General features: G+C 71.8%; 19 protein-coding genes. 7 read left to right on the forward strand and 12 right to left on the reverse strand.

Features of this window, described 5'->3' with window-relative positions; genetic code table 11:
* Window positions 1-68 precede the first annotated feature (68 nt).
* Window positions 69-1,064, forward strand: a complete 996-nt coding sequence (locus ACSDR0_RS07105) for a TetR/AcrR family transcriptional regulator (RefSeq protein ID WP_435287935.1) — start codon at window positions 69-71, stop codon at window positions 1,062-1,064.
* 79 nt (window positions 1,065-1,143) lie between these two features.
* Here the strand turns inward: ACSDR0_RS07105 and ACSDR0_RS07110 are convergent, their stop codons facing one another.
* Together ACSDR0_RS07110 and ACSDR0_RS07115 are read right to left on the reverse strand one after the other, a co-directional pair.
* Entirely contained in the window at window positions 1,144-2,550 is a 1,407-nt protein-coding gene (locus ACSDR0_RS07110) for a saccharopine dehydrogenase family protein (RefSeq protein WP_435287936.1), read from the reverse strand.
* A gap of 159 nt (window positions 2,551-2,709) precedes the next feature.
* The gene (locus ACSDR0_RS07115) at window positions 2,710-3,819 is read right to left on the reverse strand and encodes an LLM class flavin-dependent oxidoreductase (RefSeq protein WP_435287937.1); all 1,110 of its coding nucleotides are present in this window, start codon (window positions 3,817-3,819) and stop codon (window positions 2,710-2,712) included.
* Between the two features lie 194 nt (window positions 3,820-4,013).
* On the opposite strand from ACSDR0_RS07115, the gene ACSDR0_RS07120 reads away from it, so the two are divergent.
* A complete protein-coding gene (locus tag ACSDR0_RS07120) occupies window positions 4,014-4,496 on the forward strand; it encodes a cation:proton antiporter regulatory subunit (protein WP_435287938.1) in 483 nt (160 codons plus the stop codon).
* An 84-nt stretch (window positions 4,497-4,580) separates the two neighbouring features.
* Entirely contained in the window at window positions 4,581-5,660 is a 1,080-nt protein-coding gene (locus tag ACSDR0_RS07125) for a cation:proton antiporter (protein ID WP_435287939.1), read from the forward strand.
* A 113-nt stretch (window positions 5,661-5,773) separates the two neighbouring features.
* Here ACSDR0_RS07125 and ACSDR0_RS07130 read toward each other — a convergent pair whose 3' ends face one another.
* From ACSDR0_RS07130 to ACSDR0_RS07150, 5 genes are all read right to left on the reverse strand, one after another.
* Window positions 5,774-6,121: a hypothetical protein gene (locus ACSDR0_RS07130; RefSeq protein ID WP_435287940.1), complete on the reverse strand. Its 348-nt coding sequence runs from the start codon at window positions 6,119-6,121 to the stop codon at window positions 5,774-5,776.
* Between the two features lie 320 nt (window positions 6,122-6,441).
* Entirely contained in the window at window positions 6,442-7,572 is a 1,131-nt protein-coding gene (locus ACSDR0_RS07135; protein ID WP_435287941.1) for an MsnO8 family LLM class oxidoreductase, read from the reverse strand.
* On the reverse strand, window positions 7,569-8,729 hold the full coding sequence (locus tag ACSDR0_RS07140; RefSeq protein WP_435287942.1) for an LLM class flavin-dependent oxidoreductase: 1,161 nt from the start codon (window positions 8,727-8,729) through the stop codon (window positions 7,569-7,571). The genes ACSDR0_RS07135 and ACSDR0_RS07140 overlap by 4 nt, the downstream gene beginning before the upstream one ends.
* On the reverse strand, window positions 8,726-10,051 hold the full coding sequence (locus tag ACSDR0_RS07145; RefSeq protein WP_435287943.1) for an NtaA/DmoA family FMN-dependent monooxygenase: 1,326 nt from the start codon (window positions 10,049-10,051) through the stop codon (window positions 8,726-8,728). Before ACSDR0_RS07145 ends, ACSDR0_RS07140 begins: the two co-directional genes overlap by 4 nt.
* Window positions 10,048-11,256 (reverse strand): LLM class flavin-dependent oxidoreductase, encoded by a 1,209-nt coding sequence (locus ACSDR0_RS07150; protein ID WP_435287944.1) that lies wholly within the window; start codon window positions 11,254-11,256, stop codon window positions 10,048-10,050. Before ACSDR0_RS07150 ends, ACSDR0_RS07145 begins: the two co-directional genes overlap by 4 nt.
* A gap of 354 nt (window positions 11,257-11,610) precedes the next feature.
* Between ACSDR0_RS07150 and ACSDR0_RS07155 the strand changes: the two genes are divergently transcribed.
* Complete coding sequence (locus ACSDR0_RS07155) at window positions 11,611-12,540, forward strand: hypothetical protein (RefSeq protein WP_435287945.1); 930 nt, start codon at window positions 11,611-11,613, stop codon at window positions 12,538-12,540.
* On the opposite strand, the gene ACSDR0_RS07160 is transcribed toward ACSDR0_RS07155, so the two are convergent.
* Together ACSDR0_RS07160 and ACSDR0_RS07165 are read right to left on the reverse strand one after the other, a co-directional pair.
* On the reverse strand, window positions 12,524-12,886 hold the full coding sequence (locus ACSDR0_RS07160; protein ID WP_435287946.1) for an MmcQ/YjbR family DNA-binding protein: 363 nt from the start codon (window positions 12,884-12,886) through the stop codon (window positions 12,524-12,526). The two genes, ACSDR0_RS07155 and ACSDR0_RS07160, sit on opposite strands and share 17 nt — an antisense overlap.
* On the reverse strand, window positions 12,883-13,314 hold the full coding sequence (locus ACSDR0_RS07165; RefSeq protein WP_435287947.1) for a MarR family winged helix-turn-helix transcriptional regulator: 432 nt from the start codon (window positions 13,312-13,314) through the stop codon (window positions 12,883-12,885). Before ACSDR0_RS07165 ends, ACSDR0_RS07160 begins: the two co-directional genes overlap by 4 nt.
* 80 nt (window positions 13,315-13,394) lie before the next feature.
* Between ACSDR0_RS07165 and ACSDR0_RS07170 the strand changes: the two genes are divergently transcribed.
* Window positions 13,395-13,805 carry an organic hydroperoxide resistance protein gene (locus ACSDR0_RS07170; protein WP_435287948.1) on the forward strand — a complete coding sequence of 137 codons (411 nt, stop codon included), beginning with the start codon at window positions 13,395-13,397 and terminating at the stop codon, window positions 13,803-13,805.
* Between the two features lie 21 nt (window positions 13,806-13,826).
* Here ACSDR0_RS07170 and ACSDR0_RS07175 read toward each other — a convergent pair whose 3' ends face one another.
* Window positions 13,827-14,189, reverse strand: coding sequence for a DUF2203 domain-containing protein (locus ACSDR0_RS07175; protein WP_435287949.1), 363 nt, complete (start codon window positions 14,187-14,189; stop codon window positions 13,827-13,829).
* Between the two features lie 99 nt (window positions 14,190-14,288).
* Here ACSDR0_RS07175 and ACSDR0_RS07180 point away from each other — a divergent pair, with 99 nt between their 5' ends.
* Entirely contained in the window at window positions 14,289-14,516 is a 228-nt protein-coding gene (locus ACSDR0_RS07180) for a hypothetical protein (RefSeq protein ID WP_435287950.1), read from the forward strand.
* 2 nt (window positions 14,517-14,518) lie between these two features.
* On the forward strand, window positions 14,519-15,070 hold the full coding sequence (locus ACSDR0_RS07185) for a hypothetical protein (RefSeq protein WP_435287951.1): 552 nt from the start codon (window positions 14,519-14,521) through the stop codon (window positions 15,068-15,070).
* Between the two features lie 188 nt (window positions 15,071-15,258).
* Here ACSDR0_RS07185 and ACSDR0_RS07190 read toward each other — a convergent pair whose 3' ends face one another.
* Both ACSDR0_RS07190 and ACSDR0_RS07195 read right to left on the reverse strand, forming a co-directional pair.
* The gene (locus ACSDR0_RS07190) at window positions 15,259-16,101 is read right to left on the reverse strand and encodes an amidohydrolase family protein (protein WP_435287952.1); all 843 of its coding nucleotides are present in this window, start codon (window positions 16,099-16,101) and stop codon (window positions 15,259-15,261) included.
* A 328-nt stretch (window positions 16,102-16,429) separates the two neighbouring features.
* A complete protein-coding gene (locus ACSDR0_RS07195) occupies window positions 16,430-17,785 on the reverse strand; it encodes a cation:dicarboxylate symporter family transporter (protein ID WP_435287953.1) in 1,356 nt (451 codons plus the stop codon).
* Window positions 17,786-17,847: the final 62 nt, after the last annotated feature.

Below are 17,847 nucleotides of genomic sequence, written 5' to 3' on the forward strand. Positions count from 1 at the left end.
TATAATGTAAACATCGCTATACAGAATAAACAGATATTGTGGTCGAGCGTCAAGCCGAAGGAGAACAAGTGGCCGCCGAGGAGGATCCGGACCGGACGGTCGAACTGCTGTGGCGTGAGTCGCGGGACGCCGCGCCCAGGCAGGGACTGAGCGTCGGCGCGATCGTGCGCGCCGCCGTCGAGATCGCCGACGCCGACGGGATCGAGGCGCTGTCCATGCGCCGGGTCGGCGAGCGGCTCGGCTTCACCAGCATGTCGCTCTACCGGCACGTACCGGGCAAGGCGCAGCTCGTCGACCTGATGTGCGACGCGGTGATGGGCGACGTCGCGACGGACACTGCGACGAACGCGGTGACGAGCACCACGGCGGGCACGGCGGGCACGGCGGGCGATGGTGTCGCGGCGAGGGCCCCGGCCGGGATTCCGGCCGGAACGTCCGCCGGAACATCGGCGGACGCGTCGCACGGGTGGCGCGAGGCGCTCGAGGGGTGGGCGCGGCGCGGCTGGGCCCTGTGCCGTCGCCATCCCTGGCTGGCCGGGGTGCGCGGCACCCGGCACGTCCCCGGCCCGAACTCCCTCGCCCACTTCGAGTACGCGCTCAGCACCGTGGCGGGAATCGGCCTGAAACCCGCCGAGATGATCGCCGTGGTCGGCCTCGTCGGCCGGTTCGTGGACAGCGAGGCGGCCAGGGCCGCGGAGATCACCACGGTCGAGCGGCACACGGGAGTCTCCGAGGAGGAGTGGTGGGGTGCCAGGGACTCCCTGTACGAGAAGCTCCACCTCTACCCCACGCTCACCCACATCTGGGAGGCGGGCGGCTACGACGAGCCCGAGGACTCCTTCGAGTTCGGCCTGCGGCGCGTACTGGACGGCGTGGAGGTACTGGTCCGGGAGCGTGATGTAAGCCGTGATGAAAGTACCTGGTGTGCGATGTGCGGAACGAGCATGGACCAGGCCGAGACAGGCCGTCCCCGCGCCTACTGCTCGCGGGCCTGCCAGCAGCGCGCCTACCGCAGGCGCCACCGCTCCGCACCGCGACCGGGTGACCCTCCGGGCCGGGCGTGACCCGCTCGAACGGGTTCCGGCCGGCGGGTTCCGGCCGGTCGGGTGGGCTCCGGCCCGAGAGACGCCCCCTTCCGGACGCCTACTTCCGCGAGTCGCTCAGCACCGTGAACGTGATGCCCGCCCGCCGGAGCCGGCCGATCAGCGCGTCGCCCATGGCCACGGCGGTGGTGACCTGGCCCGAGACGTCGGGCAGGTCGTCGGTCGCCAGGCAGAGCGCCGACTCGCCGAGCATCTTGGCGGTCTCGCCGTAGCCGGGGTCTCCGCCCGCGACCTCGGTGACGACTCGCGCCCCGCCGCCCTGGCCGAGGAAGGTGACTTTGAACCAGCTCCTGGCCCGCTGCTCGACGCCGGGGCCGTCGCCGAGCGCGAAGCGTCGCAGCAGCAGGGAGCGCGCCGGGGGGATCCGGGCGAGCAGGGCGAGCGCCCCCGCCCCCGCGGCGAGGCCCAGCGCGGCGGGCAGCTGCTTGACCGCGAGGTGGTGACGGTAGGTGAAGTCGGGGCCGTAGCACTCCAGCGCACGGGCCGAGCGGGCGACGATCTGCGGGTCGATCGTGGGCAGTGGCAGGGCCCAGCCCCCGACGTAGCGGAGCGACCCGGGCCCGCCGCGCGCCTTCCTGCTCCCGGAAGCCGGTACGGCCCCGATCGGGGTCGCGGACCCCGCCGTGGTCCCGCTCGCGGTCGCGGAACCGGCTGTGGTCCCGGTCGTGCTCCCGGCCGTGGTCCCTGTCGCGGAAACAGTCGTGCTCCCGGCTGTGGTCTCCGTCGCGGAACCGGCCGCGCTCCCGGCCGCGGGACTCGCCGTGACCCCGGTCGCGGAATCCGCCGTAGTCGCGGAACCGGTCGTGGGTCCGGTCGCGGAACGCCTCCAGGGGTTCCCTTCGAGTTCGCGCCGGAGGCGCGCGGCCTCGGCCGACCGCCGGAAGCGGGACAGCGCCATGACGGCGGAGTGCATCGTGCCGCTCGACGCGGCGGCGGAGGCCCTGACGAACCCGCTGACCTCCAGGGGCACCCCCTGGGGCAGGTGCTTGACGGTGAAGTAGGCGCCGAGGTCGTGCGGGATCGAGTCGAAACCGCACGAGTGCACGATCTTGGCCCCGGTCCGCCTGGCCCGCTCGTGGTGGCGGATGAACATGCGGTCGACGAACTCGGACTCGCCGGTGATGTCGGCGTAGTGGGTGCCCGCGTCGGCGCAGGCGGCCACGAGCGGCTCGCCGTAGGAGAGGAAGGGGCCCACGGTGGTCGCGACGACCCTGGCCTGCCTCGCGATCTCCACCAGGGAGGCGGGATCGGTCACGTCGGCGTGCAGCAGCGGCAGGCCGGGCAGGCCGATCCGCTCCCTGACCGCTTCGAGCCTGGCCCGGTTGCGCCCGGCCAGGGCCCAGCGCACGGAGGGGCCGGCGTTGCGCGCGAGGTAGTCCGCTGTGAGCGCCCCGGTGAACCCGGTGGCGCCGAACAGCACGATGTCGTACGGGCGGTCGTCATGCATGGGCTGAGACTCCTCCCCGCCGGGTCCGCACGCAAGACGTACCGCCGTACGTGTCGCGGTCACCGGGAGCGAGCACGGCGTCCGTGACCACGGTCACCTCGGGGCGGGCACGGCGGACGCCGCCGTGCCCGCCCTCGGCCCGCGACCGTCCCCCCGCGGTCACCTCGGGGCGGGCGCGGCGGCGAGCCGGGGAAGCACGTTCTCGCCGAACCAGTACGACTCCTCCAGGTGCGGGTAGCCGGACAGGACGAACTCCTCGATGCCGAGCGAGGCGTACTCCTCGATCCGCTCGGCGACCTGGGAGTGGCTGCCGACCAGCGCGGTCCCCGCGCCGCCCCGAACGAGGCCGACCCCGGCCCAGAGGTTGGGGTGGATCTCCAGGTCGCGGGCGGCGCCGCCGGCGAAGCCCTCGTGCAGCTCCAGCATGCGCTTCTGGCCGACCGACTCGCTGCGGCCGAGCAGTTTCCTGGCCGAGACGATGTCGGCCGGGTCGATGGCGGCCAGCAGCCGCTCCGCCTCCGCCCAGGCGTCGCGCTCGGTGTCGCGGGTGATCACGTGCAGCCGGATGCCGAAGCGGAGCTTGCGGCCTCGCTCCTCGGCCAGCTCGCGGACCCACTCGATCTTCCTCGCCACCTGATCGGGAGGCTCGCCCCAGGTGAGGTAGACGTCCACGTGCCTGGCCGCGACCGGTCCCGCCGCCTGTGAGGAACCGCCGAAGTAGATCTCCGGAACGGGGTCGGGCGTCTCGGAGACCATCGCGCCGTCGACGCGGTAGTGCGTGCCCTCGAAGTCGTACGGGGTGCCGCTCCACGCGCCGCGCACGATCGACAGGAACTCGTCGGTGCGCTCGTAGCGTTCGTCCTTGGACAGGTGATCGCCGAACCTGGCCTGCTCGACGGTCTCCCCGCCGGTCACCACGTTGAGCAGGAGCCTGCCGCGCGAGAGCCGCTGGTAGGTGGCGGCCATCTGCGCGGCCAGCGTCGGGGACATGAAGCCCGGCCGGAACGCGACGAGAAACTTCAGCCGCTCGGTCTCGCGGGTCAGCGCGGCGGTGACCAGCCAGGCGTCCTCGCACCAGGTGCCGGTCGGGGTGAGGACGGCCTCGAAACCGAGCTGCTCGGCGGAGCGGGCGACCTGCGCCAGGTATTCGATGTCCGGCGGGCGGAACGCCGCCGCCTCGGAGCGGCCGTGCCCTCTGGCGAGGCCGTGACCACCCCCGGTGAGGACCCGGCTGTCGCCGGCGGTGGGCAGGAACCAGTGGAACTTCATCGGGTGCCTCCGGAAGTGGATCCCCCGGACCGCGGAAGGCCTCATTCACGGCTGGAGGCTGGGATCCCGCCCATCGTCCGACAAATAACCCACAAAGTCAATCGGTAATAGAGGTTATTGCGGGCGGCGCACCGTTGCACCCCGATTGGTAGGTTTTCCGTAAAGCCATACACACACACTGAGGAGCTGGCACGGTGGAGGTCGAGCAGACGGCGCTACCCGGCATAGGACTGCGGCACGAGTTCACGACGCGGTCGGGTAGGCGTATCGGGATCGTCTCTCACCGAACCGGCCGCCGTGACCTGGTGATATACGACCCCGACGATCCCGACCGCGCGTGCGAGACCATCAAGATGAACGACGAGGAGGCCGACGCGCTCGCCGAGCTGCTCGGCGCCCCGCGCATCGTGCAGCGCCTCAACGCCCTGCACCGCGAGGTCGAGGGCCTGGTCAGCCTGCAGCTGCCGATCCTGCCCGGCTCTCCGTACGCCGGCCGGCCGATGGGTGACGCGCGCGTCCGCACCCGCACCGGCGCCTCCATCGTGGCCGTGGTGCGCGAGGGCCAGGTCTTCGCCAGCCCCGCCCCCGACTTCGGACTGACCGAGAGTGACGTGGTGGTCGTGGTGGGCAGCCCGGAGAGCACATCCGCCGTCTCCGACATCCTTTCCGGCGGGTAGGGCCGGGTGCACACTGCGATTCTTTTCCTTGAGCTCGGTGCTGTCCTTCTCGGGCTCGGCATACTAGGAGCACTCGCCCTAAAGGTGGGCATTTCACCCATCCCCCTCTACCTCATCGCCGGCCTGGCCTTCGGCACCGGCGGCATCCTGCCCCTGGCCACCAGTGAGGAGTTCATCTCGGTCGGCGCCGAGCTCGGCGTCATCCTGCTCTTGCTCACCCTCGGCCTGGAGTACAACGCCGACGAGCTCGTGACGAGCCTCAAGGGCAACGCGCGCGCGGGCGTCGTCGACCTGGTGCTCAACGCCGCGCCGGGCGCGATCGCCGCGCTGCTGCTGGGCTGGGGTCCGGTGGCCGCCATCGCCATGGCCGGCGTCACGTACGCGACCTCCTCGGGCATCACCGCGAAGGTCCTGTCCGACCTGGGGTGGATCGGTAACCGCGAGACACCGGTGGTGCTGTCGCTGCTGGTCTTCGAGGACCTCACGATGGCGATCTACCTGCCGGTCCTCACCGCGGTGCTGGCCGGGCTGAGCCTCGCCAGTGGCGCGGTCACCGTGGCGATCGCGCTGGCCGCGGTCAGCGTCGTGCTGCTGGTCGCGCTCCGCTACGGCAAGGCCATCGAGGCGTTCGTCTCCAGCCCCAACTCCGAGGTGCTGCTGCTGAAGGTCATCGGGCTGGCGCTGCTGGTCGCCGGGGTGGCCCAGCAGCTGCAGGTCTCGGCCGCGGTCGGCGCCTTCCTGGTCGGCATCGCGCTCTCCGGTGAGCTGGCCGAGGACGCCCAGGCGCTGCTCACCCCGATCCGCGACCTGTTCGCCGCGGTGTTCTTCGTCTTCTTCGGCCTGCAGACCGACCCGACCAAGATCCTGCCGGTCGCCGGGCTGGCCGCGCTGCTCGCCCTGATCAGCATGATCACGAAGCTGCTCACCGGCGCCTACGCCGCCCGCCGGGCGGGTATCGCCAAGGCCGGGCAGGCGCGGGCCGGTATCGCGCTCATCCCCAGGGGCGAGTTCAACATCGTGATCGCCGGACTCGCGGTGGCCGCCGGGGTCCATCCCGACCTGGGTCCGCTGGCCGCCGCGTACGTCCTCATCCTCGCCGCGTTCGGCCCGCTGGCCGCGCGGCTCGTCCAGCCCTTCATCACCGCCATCGCCAAGCGGGCCTGAGTCCCGTCCGGCCCGTCCCGGACGGGCCAGACGGGCCGGACGGGATCCCGGTCACCTGTCCTGGAGCACGGGCAGGACGCCGCCGGGCGCAGGGCGCGGGAAGGGGCGGGGGCTCAGCGGATCACGCGGCAGAGCAGCGCCTCGTACGGGCCGGGCAGGGCGCTCATCACCACGTCGGTGGTCAGATACTTGCACGCCAGGTACGGGTCTCCCTGACCGAGGAACCCCGACCCGTGGCAGCTGATGCCGTTGTTCCGGTAGAAGCCGATGTAGGCCGCCGGGTTGACCTTGGCCCTGCAGTAGTCGCCGACGTACAGCGGGCTGAAGACCAGATCGACCGTGACGAGCGCCGCGGCGCCGCGGGCGGGACCGGCCGTGGCCTGTGCCGGGGAGCCGAGCGTGAGCACGGCGGCACCGGCCAGCACGGCGCAGGCGGCCGTCGCGAGGACGCGTCGGAGCATGGGGACCTCCTTGGAGCGGGGAATGGCTGTGGCATGTCTCGATGCGAAAGCCTTCCTCGCGGCGGTCCGGCCGGGACGGGAGGTCACCGGGGGCGACCGGTCCGGCGCGGCGGCTCACCGGGCGGTGTGCCGGGGCGCGAGGGGTGAGTTCGAGGGGGACTGGCCTGCTCATCGCAGTATTCAATAGGAAAGTTTCCTATGCAATCCCTGGCGGCCCGGTTCCGCGCGGCGGACCGTCCGCGCATGCCGACAGGCCCCCTTCCGGACCGTCCGGAAGGGGGCCTGTCGGCTCGACGACCAGGCGCGGGTCCCGCGCGGGCTCATTCTCCGGCCGGGCCCTCCCATTCCGCGGCGAGCAGCTCGTAGGAGCGGACCCGGTCGGCGTGGTCGTGGGTGATGGTCGTGACGAGCAGCTCGTCGGCACCGGTGACGTCGCGCAGCACGCGCAACCTCTCCGCGACGGTCCGCGGGGAGCCGACGAACTGGGTGGCCAGCCGGTCGGCGACCAGCGCGCGGTCCTCCTCCGTCCACTCGTGGGCCGCGGCCTCGGCCGGTGTCGGGAACGGGATCGCCCCGGCGCCGGTGCGGATGCTGCGGACCCAGAGCCCGTACGGGGAGGCGAGCTCCCTGGCCGTCTCGTCGTCCTCCGCCACGACGACGTCGGCCGAGACGACCAGGTAGGGCTCGGCGAGGATCTCCGAGGGCTTGAACGCCTCCCGGTACGCCTCCGCGGCGTCCAGCACCCCGGACGGGCTGACGTGGTAGTTCGCCGCGAACGGCAGTCCCCGCTCCCCCGCCACCTGCGCGCTCTGCCCGCCGCTGCTGCCCAGGATCCACAGCCGCAGATCCGCGCCCTCGCCCGGCGTGGCGTGCGCGGCCACCCCCTCGGGGGAACGGTAGGTCCCGGCCAGCAGCGCCGCGATCTCGTCGACCTGGTCGGCGAAGTCGGGGCTCTCCGCGCCCGGCTGCTGCAGCAGCGCTCCGTACAGGGAGAACAGCGGCGACTTCGCGAGCGCCGCGAAGGAGAAGGCCTCCGGGACGAGCAGCCCGTCCACGACCCTGGCGGGCTTCGGCGGGGGCGGGGCCGTCTTCGCCAACTCGGCGAACTCGGCCTTGTGCTGGCCCGACCGGCCCAGGCCCAGGTCGACGCGGCCCGGGTAGAGCGCGTCGACGAGGCCGAACTGCTCGACCACGGACAGCGCGGTCTGGTGGCCGATCTGGACGGCTCCCGAACCGACCCTGATCGTGCTGGTCGCGGCGGCCAGCAGGGCGATGAGCACGGCGGGGGCGGCGCTGGCGACGCCGGGCGCGAGGTGGTGCTCGGCCACCCAGTAACGGCGGTAGCCGAACCCCTCGGCCCGCCGGGCCAGGTCCAGGGTGTTGCGCAGCGCGTCACCAGGGGTGCCGCCGGAGGGGATGGGGGCCAGGTCGAGAATCGACAGGGAGGTCATGACTGCCTCTCGCCCCGCGCGTCCCCGCGCTCCGCGCCCTGGGAGCCCGGGCTCGGGCTCCCCTGCTCCGCACTCTGAGATGTCGCGCCAGGTCTCCCGTGCCCGGAGCCCTCGTAGCGGAGGAACGGCCTGCTGGGGATCTCCGCGCGCAGCACGGGGGCGATGTCGCTCTGGAAGAGTTCCAGGGCCGTCCGGTGCTGCTTGTCGGTGAGGCCGTCCGCGTCGGCGTGCAGGTGCATGACCTCGTGCCCGAGCCGCTCGTGGTAGCGGTGGACCTTGTCGATGATCTGCTGCGGGCTGCCGACCAGGATCGAGCTGCGCTCGATCGCGTCCTCCAGGGTGTGGAAGACCGGGTCCACCCCGACCTTCTTGAACAGCTCCAGCCTGGCGTTGAAGATCGGCCGGTAGGTCTCGATCGCGTCCTGGGAGTTCTTCGTCGCGTAGTAGCCCGCTGTGCCCGCGCCCACCAGGGCGTCGGCGGGGTCGTGGCCGTGGAACTCCCAGCGTTCCCGGTAGTGGCGGACCAGCTCGGCGTACGGTTCGACCGGGTTGCTGACGTTGGCGGAGAAGAGCGGGTCGCCGTACAGGGCGGCGAGCTCCACCGACTCCTCGCTGGTGGCGCTGCCGTGCCAGACGCGGATGGGCCTCTGCAGCGGGCGCGGCCAGGTCTCCGCGTCGGTCAGGGACGGCCGGAACTTCCCCGACCAGGTCACCTTGTCCTCGCGCCACAGGCGGCGGAACAGCTCGTAGCCCTCCCGGTTGCGCTCCCACTGGTCCTCGCCGGTCACATGGAACAGCTGGGCCTGCGCGGCGCCGTTGCCCTTGCCGATGATGAGTTCCAGGCGGCCACCGGAGAGGTGGTCAAGGGTGGCGTAGTCCTCGTAGGCCCGTACGGGGTCCAGCAGGCTCAGCGTGGTGACCGCGGTGAACAACCTGATCGTCGACGTCCTGGCCGCGATGTGGCTGAGCACGACCGGCGGGGACGAGGAGATGAACGGGCGCTCGTGCCGCTCCCCGACGCCGAAGCCGTCGAAGCCGAGCTCCTCGGCCAGTACGGCGTTCTCGACGACCTCGCGCAGGCGCGCGTTGGTCGACTTGAGCTCGCCGGTGATGGGGTCGGGACCGTGGACGATCAGGGTGATGGCGAGAAATTTCATTGCTCGTTCTCCAGGCCCAGGTGGCCGCGCAGCGTGGTGGTCTCGTACTCGGCGCGGAAGACCCCGCGCTCCTGCAGCAGCGGCACGACCTTGTCGACGAAGCCGTCCAGGCCGCCGGGGGTGAGGTGCGGCACCAGGATGAAGCCGTCGGAGGCGTCGCCCTGCACGAACTCGTTGATCTCCTCGGCGACGCGCGAGGGCGAGCCGATGAAGGACTGCCTGCCGGTCACCTCGATGATCAGGTCGCGGATGCCGAGCTTCTTGGACTCGGCCAGGGCCCGCCACTCCGCCGCCGTCTTGAGCGGGTCGCGGGACATCCGGGTCCGGCCCTTGATGATCGAGTCCTCCGAGACGTCGGGGTCGATCTCGGGCAGCGGGCCCTCGGGGTCGTAGGCCGACAGGTCGCGGTTCCACAGCTGTTCCAGCAGCAGGATCGCGGTCTGCGGGCTGACCTGCTGGCGGCGGATGTGGTCGGCGTTCTCCTGGGCCTCGGCGTCGGTGTCGCCGAGCGCGAACGTGGCACCGGGCAGGATCTTCAGGGAGTCGGGCGACCGGCCGTGCGCGGCCAGCCTCGACTTGACGTCGCGGTAGAAGGCCTGCCCGTCCTGGAGCCTGCTGTGCCGGGAGAAGATGGCGTCGGCGGTGGCCGCCGCGAAGGCCCTGCCGCCCTCGGAGTCTCCGGCCTGGATGGTCAGCGGCCGGCCCTGCGGGCTGCGCGGCACGGTGAAGTGGCCGCCGATGTCGAAGTGGGTGCCCCGGTGGGCGAACTCCCCCGCCTCCGGCCTGGCGAACGTGCCCGCCGCCGAATCCGCGACGAGGTCCTCGGCGGCCCACGAGTCCCAGAGCTCGTTGACGGTCCGCACGAACTCCTCGGCCCGCTCGTAGCGCTGCGAATGCTCCAGGAAACCGCCCCGCCGGAAGTTCTCCCCGGTGAACGCGTCGGAGGAGGTGACGACGTTCCACCCGGCCCGGCCGCCGGACAGGTGGTCGAGGGTGGCGAGCTTGCGGGCGAGCTCGTACGGCTCGTTGAAGGTGGCGTTGATCGTCCCGGCCAGGCCCAGGCGTTCGGTGACCGCCGCCAGGCCGGAGAGCACGGTGAGCGAGTCGGGGCGGCCGACCACGTCGAGGTCGTGGATCTTCCCGCGCTGCTCGCGCAGCCGCTGCCCGTCCGCGAGGAAGAAGAAGTCGAACTTCCCGCGCTCGGCGGTCCGCGCCAGGTGGGCGAACGAGGCGAAGTCGATCTGGCTGCCCGAGGCGGGATCGCTCCAGACCGTGTGGTTGTTCACGCCCGGGAAGTGGGCGGCGAGGATGATCTGCTTCATCGTCGGCTCCCTGCGTAACGGCTGGCGGGTCGGGGCAGGTGGAGGTGACCGCGCAGCGTGTCGGCCTCGTACGCGCGGCGGAAGGCACCGCGCGCCTGGAGCTCCGGCACCAGGCCGCGCGTGATGGCGTTCAGGTCGGTCGGCAGCACGGCGGGCCGGAGCCTGAAGCCCTCCAGGCCGGCCGCGCGCCACTCCAGGAGCAGGTCGGCGAGCTCGCCGGGGGTGCCCGTGAAGATCGCGGCGTCGGAGGTGTACGCGGCGCCGTCGAGCTCGTCGAGCCGGGCCCTGCGCTCGCGGGCGTCGTTCCCGTCCTCTCCCAGGAACACGACGAGGTCCGCGAAGATCTTCAGCTCGTCGGCACCCGGGTCGCGGACCTCTCCCGCGATCTCGCGCACCTCGCCCACGATGGCCCGTACCTGCTCGGTGTCGTGCGGCGTGACGTAGACGACGTCGGCGCCGCGCGCGGCGAACTCGTACGGCAGCCGGGCGTGTGCCAGCGCGGTGACCAGCGGCTGCCCCTGGGGCGGTCGCGGCACGATGGAGGGCCCCTTGACGGTGAAGCGCGCGCCCTCGAAGTCGATGTAGTGGAGTTTGTCGCGGTCGACGAACCGGCCGGTGGCCACGTCGCGGATGACCGCGTCGTCCTCCCAGCTGTCCCAGAGGCGCCGGACCGCCTCGACGGCGTCGGCGGCGTCGCCGAACAGATCCCGTACCAGGGGGGATCCGTCGATGTCGCCGAGGCTCTCCGGCGTCAGCTCGGGAACCTCCCGGCGGCCGAAGTGGGCGGCCTCGGTGTGGCGCCCGGAGATCTGGGCGCGCCATCCGGCCCGCCCGGAACTGACGTAGTCGAGGGTGGCGATGGAGCTGGCGACGTGGAAGGGCTCGGTGTGCGTGGTGGTCGCCGTGGGCACCAGCCCGATCCTGCCCGTCAGCGGCGCGATCCTGGAGGCCACGAGGACGGCGTCGAGACGCCCGCGCACCTGGTCGGTGCGTCCGTCGTGGCCGTCCAGGCGCGTGGTCTGCAGGGCGAGGGAGTCCTCGATGGTGACGAAGTCGAGGAGACCATGCTCGGCCTCGGCCACCAGGGCGGCCCAGTAGGCGGCGGTGAACAGGGCTTTCGGAGAGGCGGCGGGGTCACGCCAGGCCGCGGGATGCCATCCGGCGCCGTCGAACGCAACGGCGAGATGCAAAGGAACTGCCGACATATGACGACAATAACACCAAAACCCTTAATCTCTACATGTTTAGTTGGTTATGGTGCGGGAGTTCGCCCGGCGGACAGAGCGCGTCCGGAACGGGTTCCGGGTGACGGGCCTTGCCGGAACGGGCTTCGGGGAGCGGGACCGCGGACGACAGGTCTTCCCGGAACGGGCTCCGGGGGCGGCGCGCGCGGGGACCGGCCACCGGGCGACGGGACCTCCCGGAACGACTCTTCGAGGGATGGAGCGCACCGGAGCGGGCCTTCGGGAAGGACGTCTCCCTGACGTCGACGCCGGGATCTGATAGGCATTCATCCCGTGATGCGTTTTCTGGTAGCTCTCGCGACAGTTCTCCCCTTGATGGCGGCCACCACTCCGGCCTCGGCCGCCGCCCCCGGCAAGCCGCACGTCCCGGCGGGGGTGACCGCCGGGTACGTGGTCTTCGACCGGCAGGCGGGGAAGGTGACCGAGTACCGCAACGCGCACCGGAGGTTCCGGTCGGCGTCGGTGGTGAAGATCCTCATCGCGATCGACTATCTGGAGTCGCGCAGGAGCGTTCCCAAGGGAGACCTGGCGCTGCTCAAGGTCATGCTGCGGGTCAGCGACGACGCCGCCGCGACGTCCTTCTGGACCCGGGGCGGCCAGGGAAGGATCGTCCAGCGGATGGCGCGCAAGCTGCGGCTCACCGACACCGCTCCCCCACCGGCCGACAAGCCGGGCTTCTGGGGCTACACCTCGCTCAGCGCGATGGACGTCGTCAAGACCTACCGCTACCTGCTCGACCAGGCCGACCCCAAGGTCAGCGGCCTGATCCTGGGCCACCTGCGCAGGTCGGGGCAGTGCGGCTCCGACGGCTTCGACCAGCACTTCGGCATCCCCCGCGCGGTGCGCGGGCCGTGGGCGGTCAAGCAGGGCTGGTCGGGATACGGCTCCACGCCCCCGGTCCGCTGCCGCCCCGCGGCCTCCCCCGCGTCCGCGTCCACCCCCGCGTCCACCCCCACGTCCCCCCCTGGGCCCGCCGCCGGGACCGCGTCCGGCGGCGACGCCCCGCTCACCGCGAGCCCCGCGTCCGCCACCGGCTCCACGCTCACCGCACAGACCGCAGGCGCCCAGGCCGGACCGGTGCCCGACCTGGGGCGTCCGGTTCTGCACACCACCGGGCTCGTCGGCCCCGGGGAGCGCTGGATCGTGGTCCTGCTGACCGCCCACCCGGCGGGGACCACCTGGCGGCGCTCCACCGACCAGACGACCAAGCTGGCCCGGGAGGTCCATCTCAGCGGAACCTCCTGATCACCGGCTCTCCGAGGTGGGCGGCCGCGAGCCTCTTGGGCGCGACCATCCGCCAGGCCTCCTCGACGAGCTCGCGCGCCTCGGCGTCGTCGATCGCCGCGAGCCACACCCGCACCCAGTGGTAGCGCTCGTCGGAGGGGCGGGGCATGTGGAACTTCTCCGGCTCGGCCGCGACCAGCGCGGCCCGCTCCTCCTTGGGAAAGGCGAAGCCCATCGAGGTCTCGTCCGGTGAGATCGCGGCGTAGACGATCCGGCCCACCCGGAACGTCACCCGGTCCCTGACGATCCTCTCCTCGGTCCTGGGCAGCGCCATGGCGACGTGGCGTACGTCGTCGGCCGTGGTCACCGCGCCGACCCGTCGAGGGAGGCGATGACGCGGCGCAGGGTGTGCTGCAGGTCGAGGACCTCGGAGGGGGTCAGACCGGCCGCCTCGAAGATCTGGGCGGGGACGTCGCACGCCCGCTCCCCCAGCTGGGCGCCCTTGGACGTGAGCCGCACCAGCACGGATCGCTCGTCGTCGGCGCTGCGCTCGCGGCGCACCAGGCTCGCCGCCTCCAGCCGCTTCAGCAGCGGGGACAGGGTGCCCGAGTCGAGCCGCAGCCTGACGCCGAGCTCCTTGACCGTCACCGGCTCGCCCTCCCAGAGCACCATCATGACCAGATACTGCGGGTAGGTCAGGCCGAGCTCGCCCAGCACCCTGCGGTAGACGGCGTCCAACGCGCGGGATGCCGCGTGCACGTCGAAGCACACCAGATTCTCGACGGAAATCTTCACGTTTTGAATTGTACCGATGCTTGACTGCTATCAACTGAATTGTGCACAATTAAGTTGTCCGCAACCCAAAGGGGATAACGATGAGTACGCTCTACACGGCCATCGCCACCGCCAACGGCAGGGAAGGACGGGCGGCCTCGTCCGACCAGCGCCTCGACGTGGCTCTCAGCACGCCGAAGGAGATGGGCGGCTCCGGCGAGGGCACCAATCCCGAGCAGCTGTTCGCGGCCGGATACGCCGCCTGTTTCGCCAGCGCGCTCCAGCTGATCGGCCGGAAGCAGAAGGTCGACGTCTCCGAGGCATCGGTGACCGCCGAGGTGGGTCTCGTCTCCGAGGGCAAGGGCTTCAGCCTCGCCGTGACGCTGCGCGTCGAGCTCCCCGACGAGTTGCACGGGGAGACCGGCACCGCCCTCGTGGAGGCCGCCCACCAGGTCTGCCCCTACTCCCACGCCACCCGGGGCAACATCCCGGTCAACCTCGTGGTCGAGTAGTCGGGCTCCCGGGGACCGCGGTCAGGGAAGGGGCCTGCGACCGGCGAAGCCGAGCTCGTCCCGGTGATACCACACCAGCTCGCGGTCCCCTTCGAGCCAGCACAATCGCACCCGCACGCCGTCGAGCATCGAGGGGAAGTCGACCAGCAGGGGCGCGACGCCCTTGACCTCGATGCCCCGCTCCTCGAACCAGCCGAGGATCTCCTCCAGCCTGGCCTCGTAGGCCTTCGCCTCCGCCAGCCCGCCGGCCTCGGAGGTCCCGGTGCTGCGGAGCTCGTACGCGAGCTCGGCCAGCTCACCCCGCATCGCCACGAACGCGGCGGCCCGCTCCAGCAGCGCGGGCATGAGCGCCCGCGCCTCCTCGACGGTGAAGGTCCTGTCCACCCCTGCACGCTAGCGTGTCCCCGCCCGGAACGCGGCGAGCCACCGGAATGTTGTCAGCAAGTGCTGACAGAAATGGACCTGTCAGCTTATGCTGACAGCATGGGATCGCTGAGCGAGTTCACCGAGGCCGTCGACGGCGAGGACCCGGTGGTGGCGCTGGCGGCCGTGGCGGCGCTGCGCAGGCTCCTGGAGGAGCTCGAGGCCGCGCACGTCATCGAGGCCAGGAACCGGGGTTCGTCCTGGGAGGTCATCGCCGCGGCGCTCGGCGTCAGGCGGCAGACAGCCCACCGCAAGCACGCACACAGAGTCACCGAGGGCGGGAGCTGACGATGTTCGCGAGATTCACCCCCGAAGCCCGGCGGACCACGGTCCGCGCCGGACTGCTGGCGCTCGACCACGGCCGCACCACGCTCGACGAGGACATGTTCCTGCTCGCCCTGGCCGAGTCGTGGCCGGTGGCGGGGTTCGCGGTCACCCCGGAGGCGGTCGGCACGGAGATCCGGAACCGCGAGGCCGCGAAGGGCAGGGCGGGCGACCGCGAGCTGCTGGCCGCCATCGGCGTCGACCTGGACGAGATCAGGAGACGCCTCCCCGCCCGGCGGGAAGACCCTCTGGCGTGGCGGCTGACGCGCTCCCGGCTCCGCCCGCTGAACGTGACGCTCAGCGGCCCGGCCGGTGACCTGCTCCTCACCGCCAGGGCGAGGAAGGTCGTCGAGGTCGCCTCGCACACCCGCCGCCCCGGCTCCGGGGTGACCGGCGAGGAGTTGCTGAAGGGCCTGCTGGCCGACGCCTCGAACGCCTCGGTCTCCATCCTGCGCCGCCTGGACGTCGACATCCGCGGCCTCGCGGCGAGCATCGACTTCCTGCGCGCGTCGGCCTGAGGACGGCGGGCACCGGCCCCGCGCGATCGGCCCGGGGGCCGCGGCATCGGCCCCGCGCGCCTCGGCCTGAGAACGGCGGCATCGGCTTGCCGCGCGATCGGCCCGGGGGCCGCGGCCCCGGGCCCGCCGGGGCCGGGCGCGCGGCAACCCGGCAACCCGGAAGCCCGGGAGCCCGGAAGTGCGCGGGGTCAGGCCTCGATGCCGTAGAAGCGCGCGGCGGTGCCGCCGAGGACGGCGTCCCTGCCGGCCGCGTCGAGACCCGACAGCAGCACGCCGGTCTCCTCCCAGACCTTGGCGTAGTCGCCCGCGAGAACCGCCACGGGCCAGTCGCTGCCGAACATCAGCCGCTCGGGGCCGAACACCTCGAGCGCGTGGTCGACGTAGGGGCGGAGGTCCTCGGCGGTCCAGGTCTCGGGGTCGGCGGCGGTGTTGAGGCCGGACACCTTGCCGTACACGTTGGGGTGCTCGGCGGCGCGGGCGATCAGCGACGCCCACGGCTCCCACCCCTTCTCCCTGATCGGCGGCTTGGCCAGGTGGTCGATGACCAGCCGCAGCCCTGGGACGCGCTCGGCGAGGAACGGCACGTGCTCCAGGTGCCTGGGCAGCACCGCGACCACGTCGAACGGCAGCCCCGCCGCGGCGAGCAGGCCCAGGCTCTCGACCACCGTGTCCTGGACGACCCAGTCGGGGTCGGGATCGTCGTGGATGAGATGCCTGACCCCGGCGAACCTCGGATGCCTGCCGTAGCGCTCCAGCGCCCCGGCCGCCTCGTCGGGCCGGTGCAGCGGCACCCATCCCACCACGGCGGCGATGAGGTCGTGGGCGTCCGCCTGCGCCAGCATCGCGTCGGTGTCGGCGTAGGTGTCGGCGGCTTGGACCAGCACGGTCCGCTCCACACCGGCGGCGGCGAGCTGCGGGATGAGCTCCTCGGGGGCGAAGGTGCGGTAGAGCGGCCCCGCCTCCGGCGTCAGCCAGGAGTAGGAGCCCGTCTCCAGGTTCCAGAAGTGCTGGTGGGCATCGATGACGGCCATCCACCGCTCCCCTTCGATTCCTCGATCAATCGTCTGAGCCTGCACAAACTAGGGCGCCGCGACAGGGGTGTCAACGCCGTCGGCCTGCGGGAACCGGCCGATGAGCCGGTGGCCGTGCGGACCGCGGGATCCTCGGGGCGCGCGGCCCGCGCGCAAGCCCTCCGAGGACGCTCTCGCGGGTACGGCGGGTACGGCGGGTGCGCCCGCTTCCGCCCGTGCGGGCGGGTGCGCTCACACGGGCCGGCGTGCTCGTACGGGCCGGTGGCGGGCGCTCCACTCAGGGGTGCGCCCGCCACCGGCCCGTACGCCCGCCGCGGGGCCGCCGCCGCTACACCGGCGACAGCGCCGGGTCGTCCGACCGCGAGGCGGGCGGCGGGGTGTCGTCGCCGTCCTCGTCGTCGTCGAGGAGGGTTGTCTCGTCGAACGGCGCCCTGCCCGCCAGGACCTCGGTCGCGCGCTCCCGGTCGAACTCGCCCGTCCAGGTGCCGATCAGGACGGTGGCGACCGCGTTGCCGGCGAAGTTGGTCAGCGCGCGCGCCTCGGACATGAAGCGGTCGATGCCGACGATGAGGCCGACGCCGTCGACCAGGTCGGGGCGGTGGGACTGCAGACCGCCCGCGAGGGTGGCCAGGCCCGCGCCGGTGACACCGGCGGCACCCTTGGAGGCGATCATCATGAAGACCAGCAGGGAGATCTGCTCGCCGAAGGCGAGCGGGGCGCCGGTGGCGCTCGCGACGAACAGCGTGGCCATGGTGAGGTAGATGGCGGTGCCGTCCAGGTTGAAGGAGTAGCCGGTCGGCACGGTGATGCCGACGACGGGCTTGCTCACGCCGAGGTGCTCCATCTTGGCGATCAGGCGGGGCAGTGCCGACTCCGACGACGAGGTCGACAGGATCAGCAGGAACTCCCGGCCGAGATAGCGGAGCAGCGAGAACAGGCCGACCCGCGCCACCACCCAGAGCATCGGGCCGAGGATGACGAACACGAAGAGCACGCAGGTCAGATAGAAGGCGAGCATGATGACGCCGAGGCTTCTGAGCGCGTCCACCCCGGTGGCCCCGACGACCGCGGCGATCGCGCCGAAGGCACCGACCGGGGCGGCCCACATGATCATGGCGAGGATCCGGAAGACGAGCCGCTGGATGTGCGTGATGCCGTTCAGGACGGGCTTGGCGCGCTCGCCCATCGCCTGCAGCGCGAACCCGGTGAGCAGCGCGACGAGGAGGGTCTGCAGCACCTGGCCCTCGGTGAACGCCGAGACCAGGGTGGTGGGGATGATCCCGAGCAGGAACGTCACCGTGTCGCTCTCGCCGCCCTTGGCCGCCTCGGCCTCGGCGGCCTTGCGCAGCTCGTCGGTGAGCTGGAGGCCCTGCCCGGGGTCGACCAGGTTGCCCACGAGCAGGCCGATGCCCAGCGCGACGGTCGACATGACGATGAAGTAGCCGAGCGCGAGGCCGCCGACCTTGCCGACCTTGGCGGCCTTGGTGACCGATCCGACGCCGAGCACGATGGTGCAGAAGATGATCGGGCTGATCATCATCTTGATCAGGGCGACGAAGGCGGTACCGAGCGGCTTCAGCGCCACGCCGACGTCGGGGGCCGCGAAGCCGATCGCGATGCCCATGGTCACGGCGATGATGACGGCTATGTACAGGTAGTGTGTTTTATCTCGGGCCGCGCTCATGCGTGCTCCACCGCGCTAGAAGGAAAATCCGGTCGAGCGACTATGCTCCGGCCCTGTGATCT

Source organism: Streptosporangium sp. G11 (assembly GCF_051192615.1).
In the GTDB taxonomy this organism is placed as follows: domain Bacteria; phylum Actinomycetota; class Actinomycetes; order Streptosporangiales; family Streptosporangiaceae; genus Streptosporangium.

Excerpts from the sequence above, each read along its gene's own strand:
- ACSDR0_RS07155 (WP_435287945.1), top strand. The coding sequence starts at position 11,611 with ATGGCGGCCACCACTCCGGCCTCGGCCGCCGCCCCCGGCAAGCCGCAC.
- ACSDR0_RS07110 (WP_435287936.1), bottom strand. The coding sequence starts at position 2,550 with ATGCATGACGACCGCCCGTACGACATCGTGCTGTTCGGCGCCACCGGG.
- ACSDR0_RS07135 (WP_435287941.1), bottom strand. The coding sequence starts at position 7,572 with ATGACCTCCCTGTCGATTCTCGACCTGGCCCCCATCCCCTCCGGCGGC.
- ACSDR0_RS07140 (WP_435287942.1), bottom strand. The coding sequence starts at position 8,729 with ATGAAATTTCTCGCCATCACCCTGATCGTCCACGGTCCCGACCCCATC.
- ACSDR0_RS07130 (WP_435287940.1), bottom strand. The coding sequence starts at position 6,121 with ATGCTCCGACGCGTCCTCGCGACGGCCGCCTGCGCCGTGCTGGCCGGT.
- ACSDR0_RS07180 (WP_435287950.1), top strand. The coding sequence starts at position 14,289 with ATGGGATCGCTGAGCGAGTTCACCGAGGCCGTCGACGGCGAGGACCCG.
- ACSDR0_RS07145 (WP_435287943.1), bottom strand. The coding sequence starts at position 10,051 with ATGAAGCAGATCATCCTCGCCGCCCACTTCCCGGGCGTGAACAACCAC.
- ACSDR0_RS07185 (WP_435287951.1), top strand. The coding sequence starts at position 14,519 with ATGTTCGCGAGATTCACCCCCGAAGCCCGGCGGACCACGGTCCGCGCC.
- ACSDR0_RS07195 (WP_435287953.1), bottom strand. The coding sequence starts at position 17,785 with ATGAGCGCGGCCCGAGATAAAACACACTACCTGTACATAGCCGTCATC.
- ACSDR0_RS07115 (WP_435287937.1), bottom strand. The coding sequence starts at position 3,819 with ATGAAGTTCCACTGGTTCCTGCCCACCGCCGGCGACAGCCGGGTCCTC.
- ACSDR0_RS07170 (WP_435287948.1), top strand. The coding sequence starts at position 13,395 with ATGAGTACGCTCTACACGGCCATCGCCACCGCCAACGGCAGGGAAGGA.
- ACSDR0_RS07190 (WP_435287952.1), bottom strand. The coding sequence starts at position 16,101 with ATGGCCGTCATCGATGCCCACCAGCACTTCTGGAACCTGGAGACGGGC.
- ACSDR0_RS07150 (WP_435287944.1), bottom strand. The coding sequence starts at position 11,256 with ATGTCGGCAGTTCCTTTGCATCTCGCCGTTGCGTTCGACGGCGCCGGA.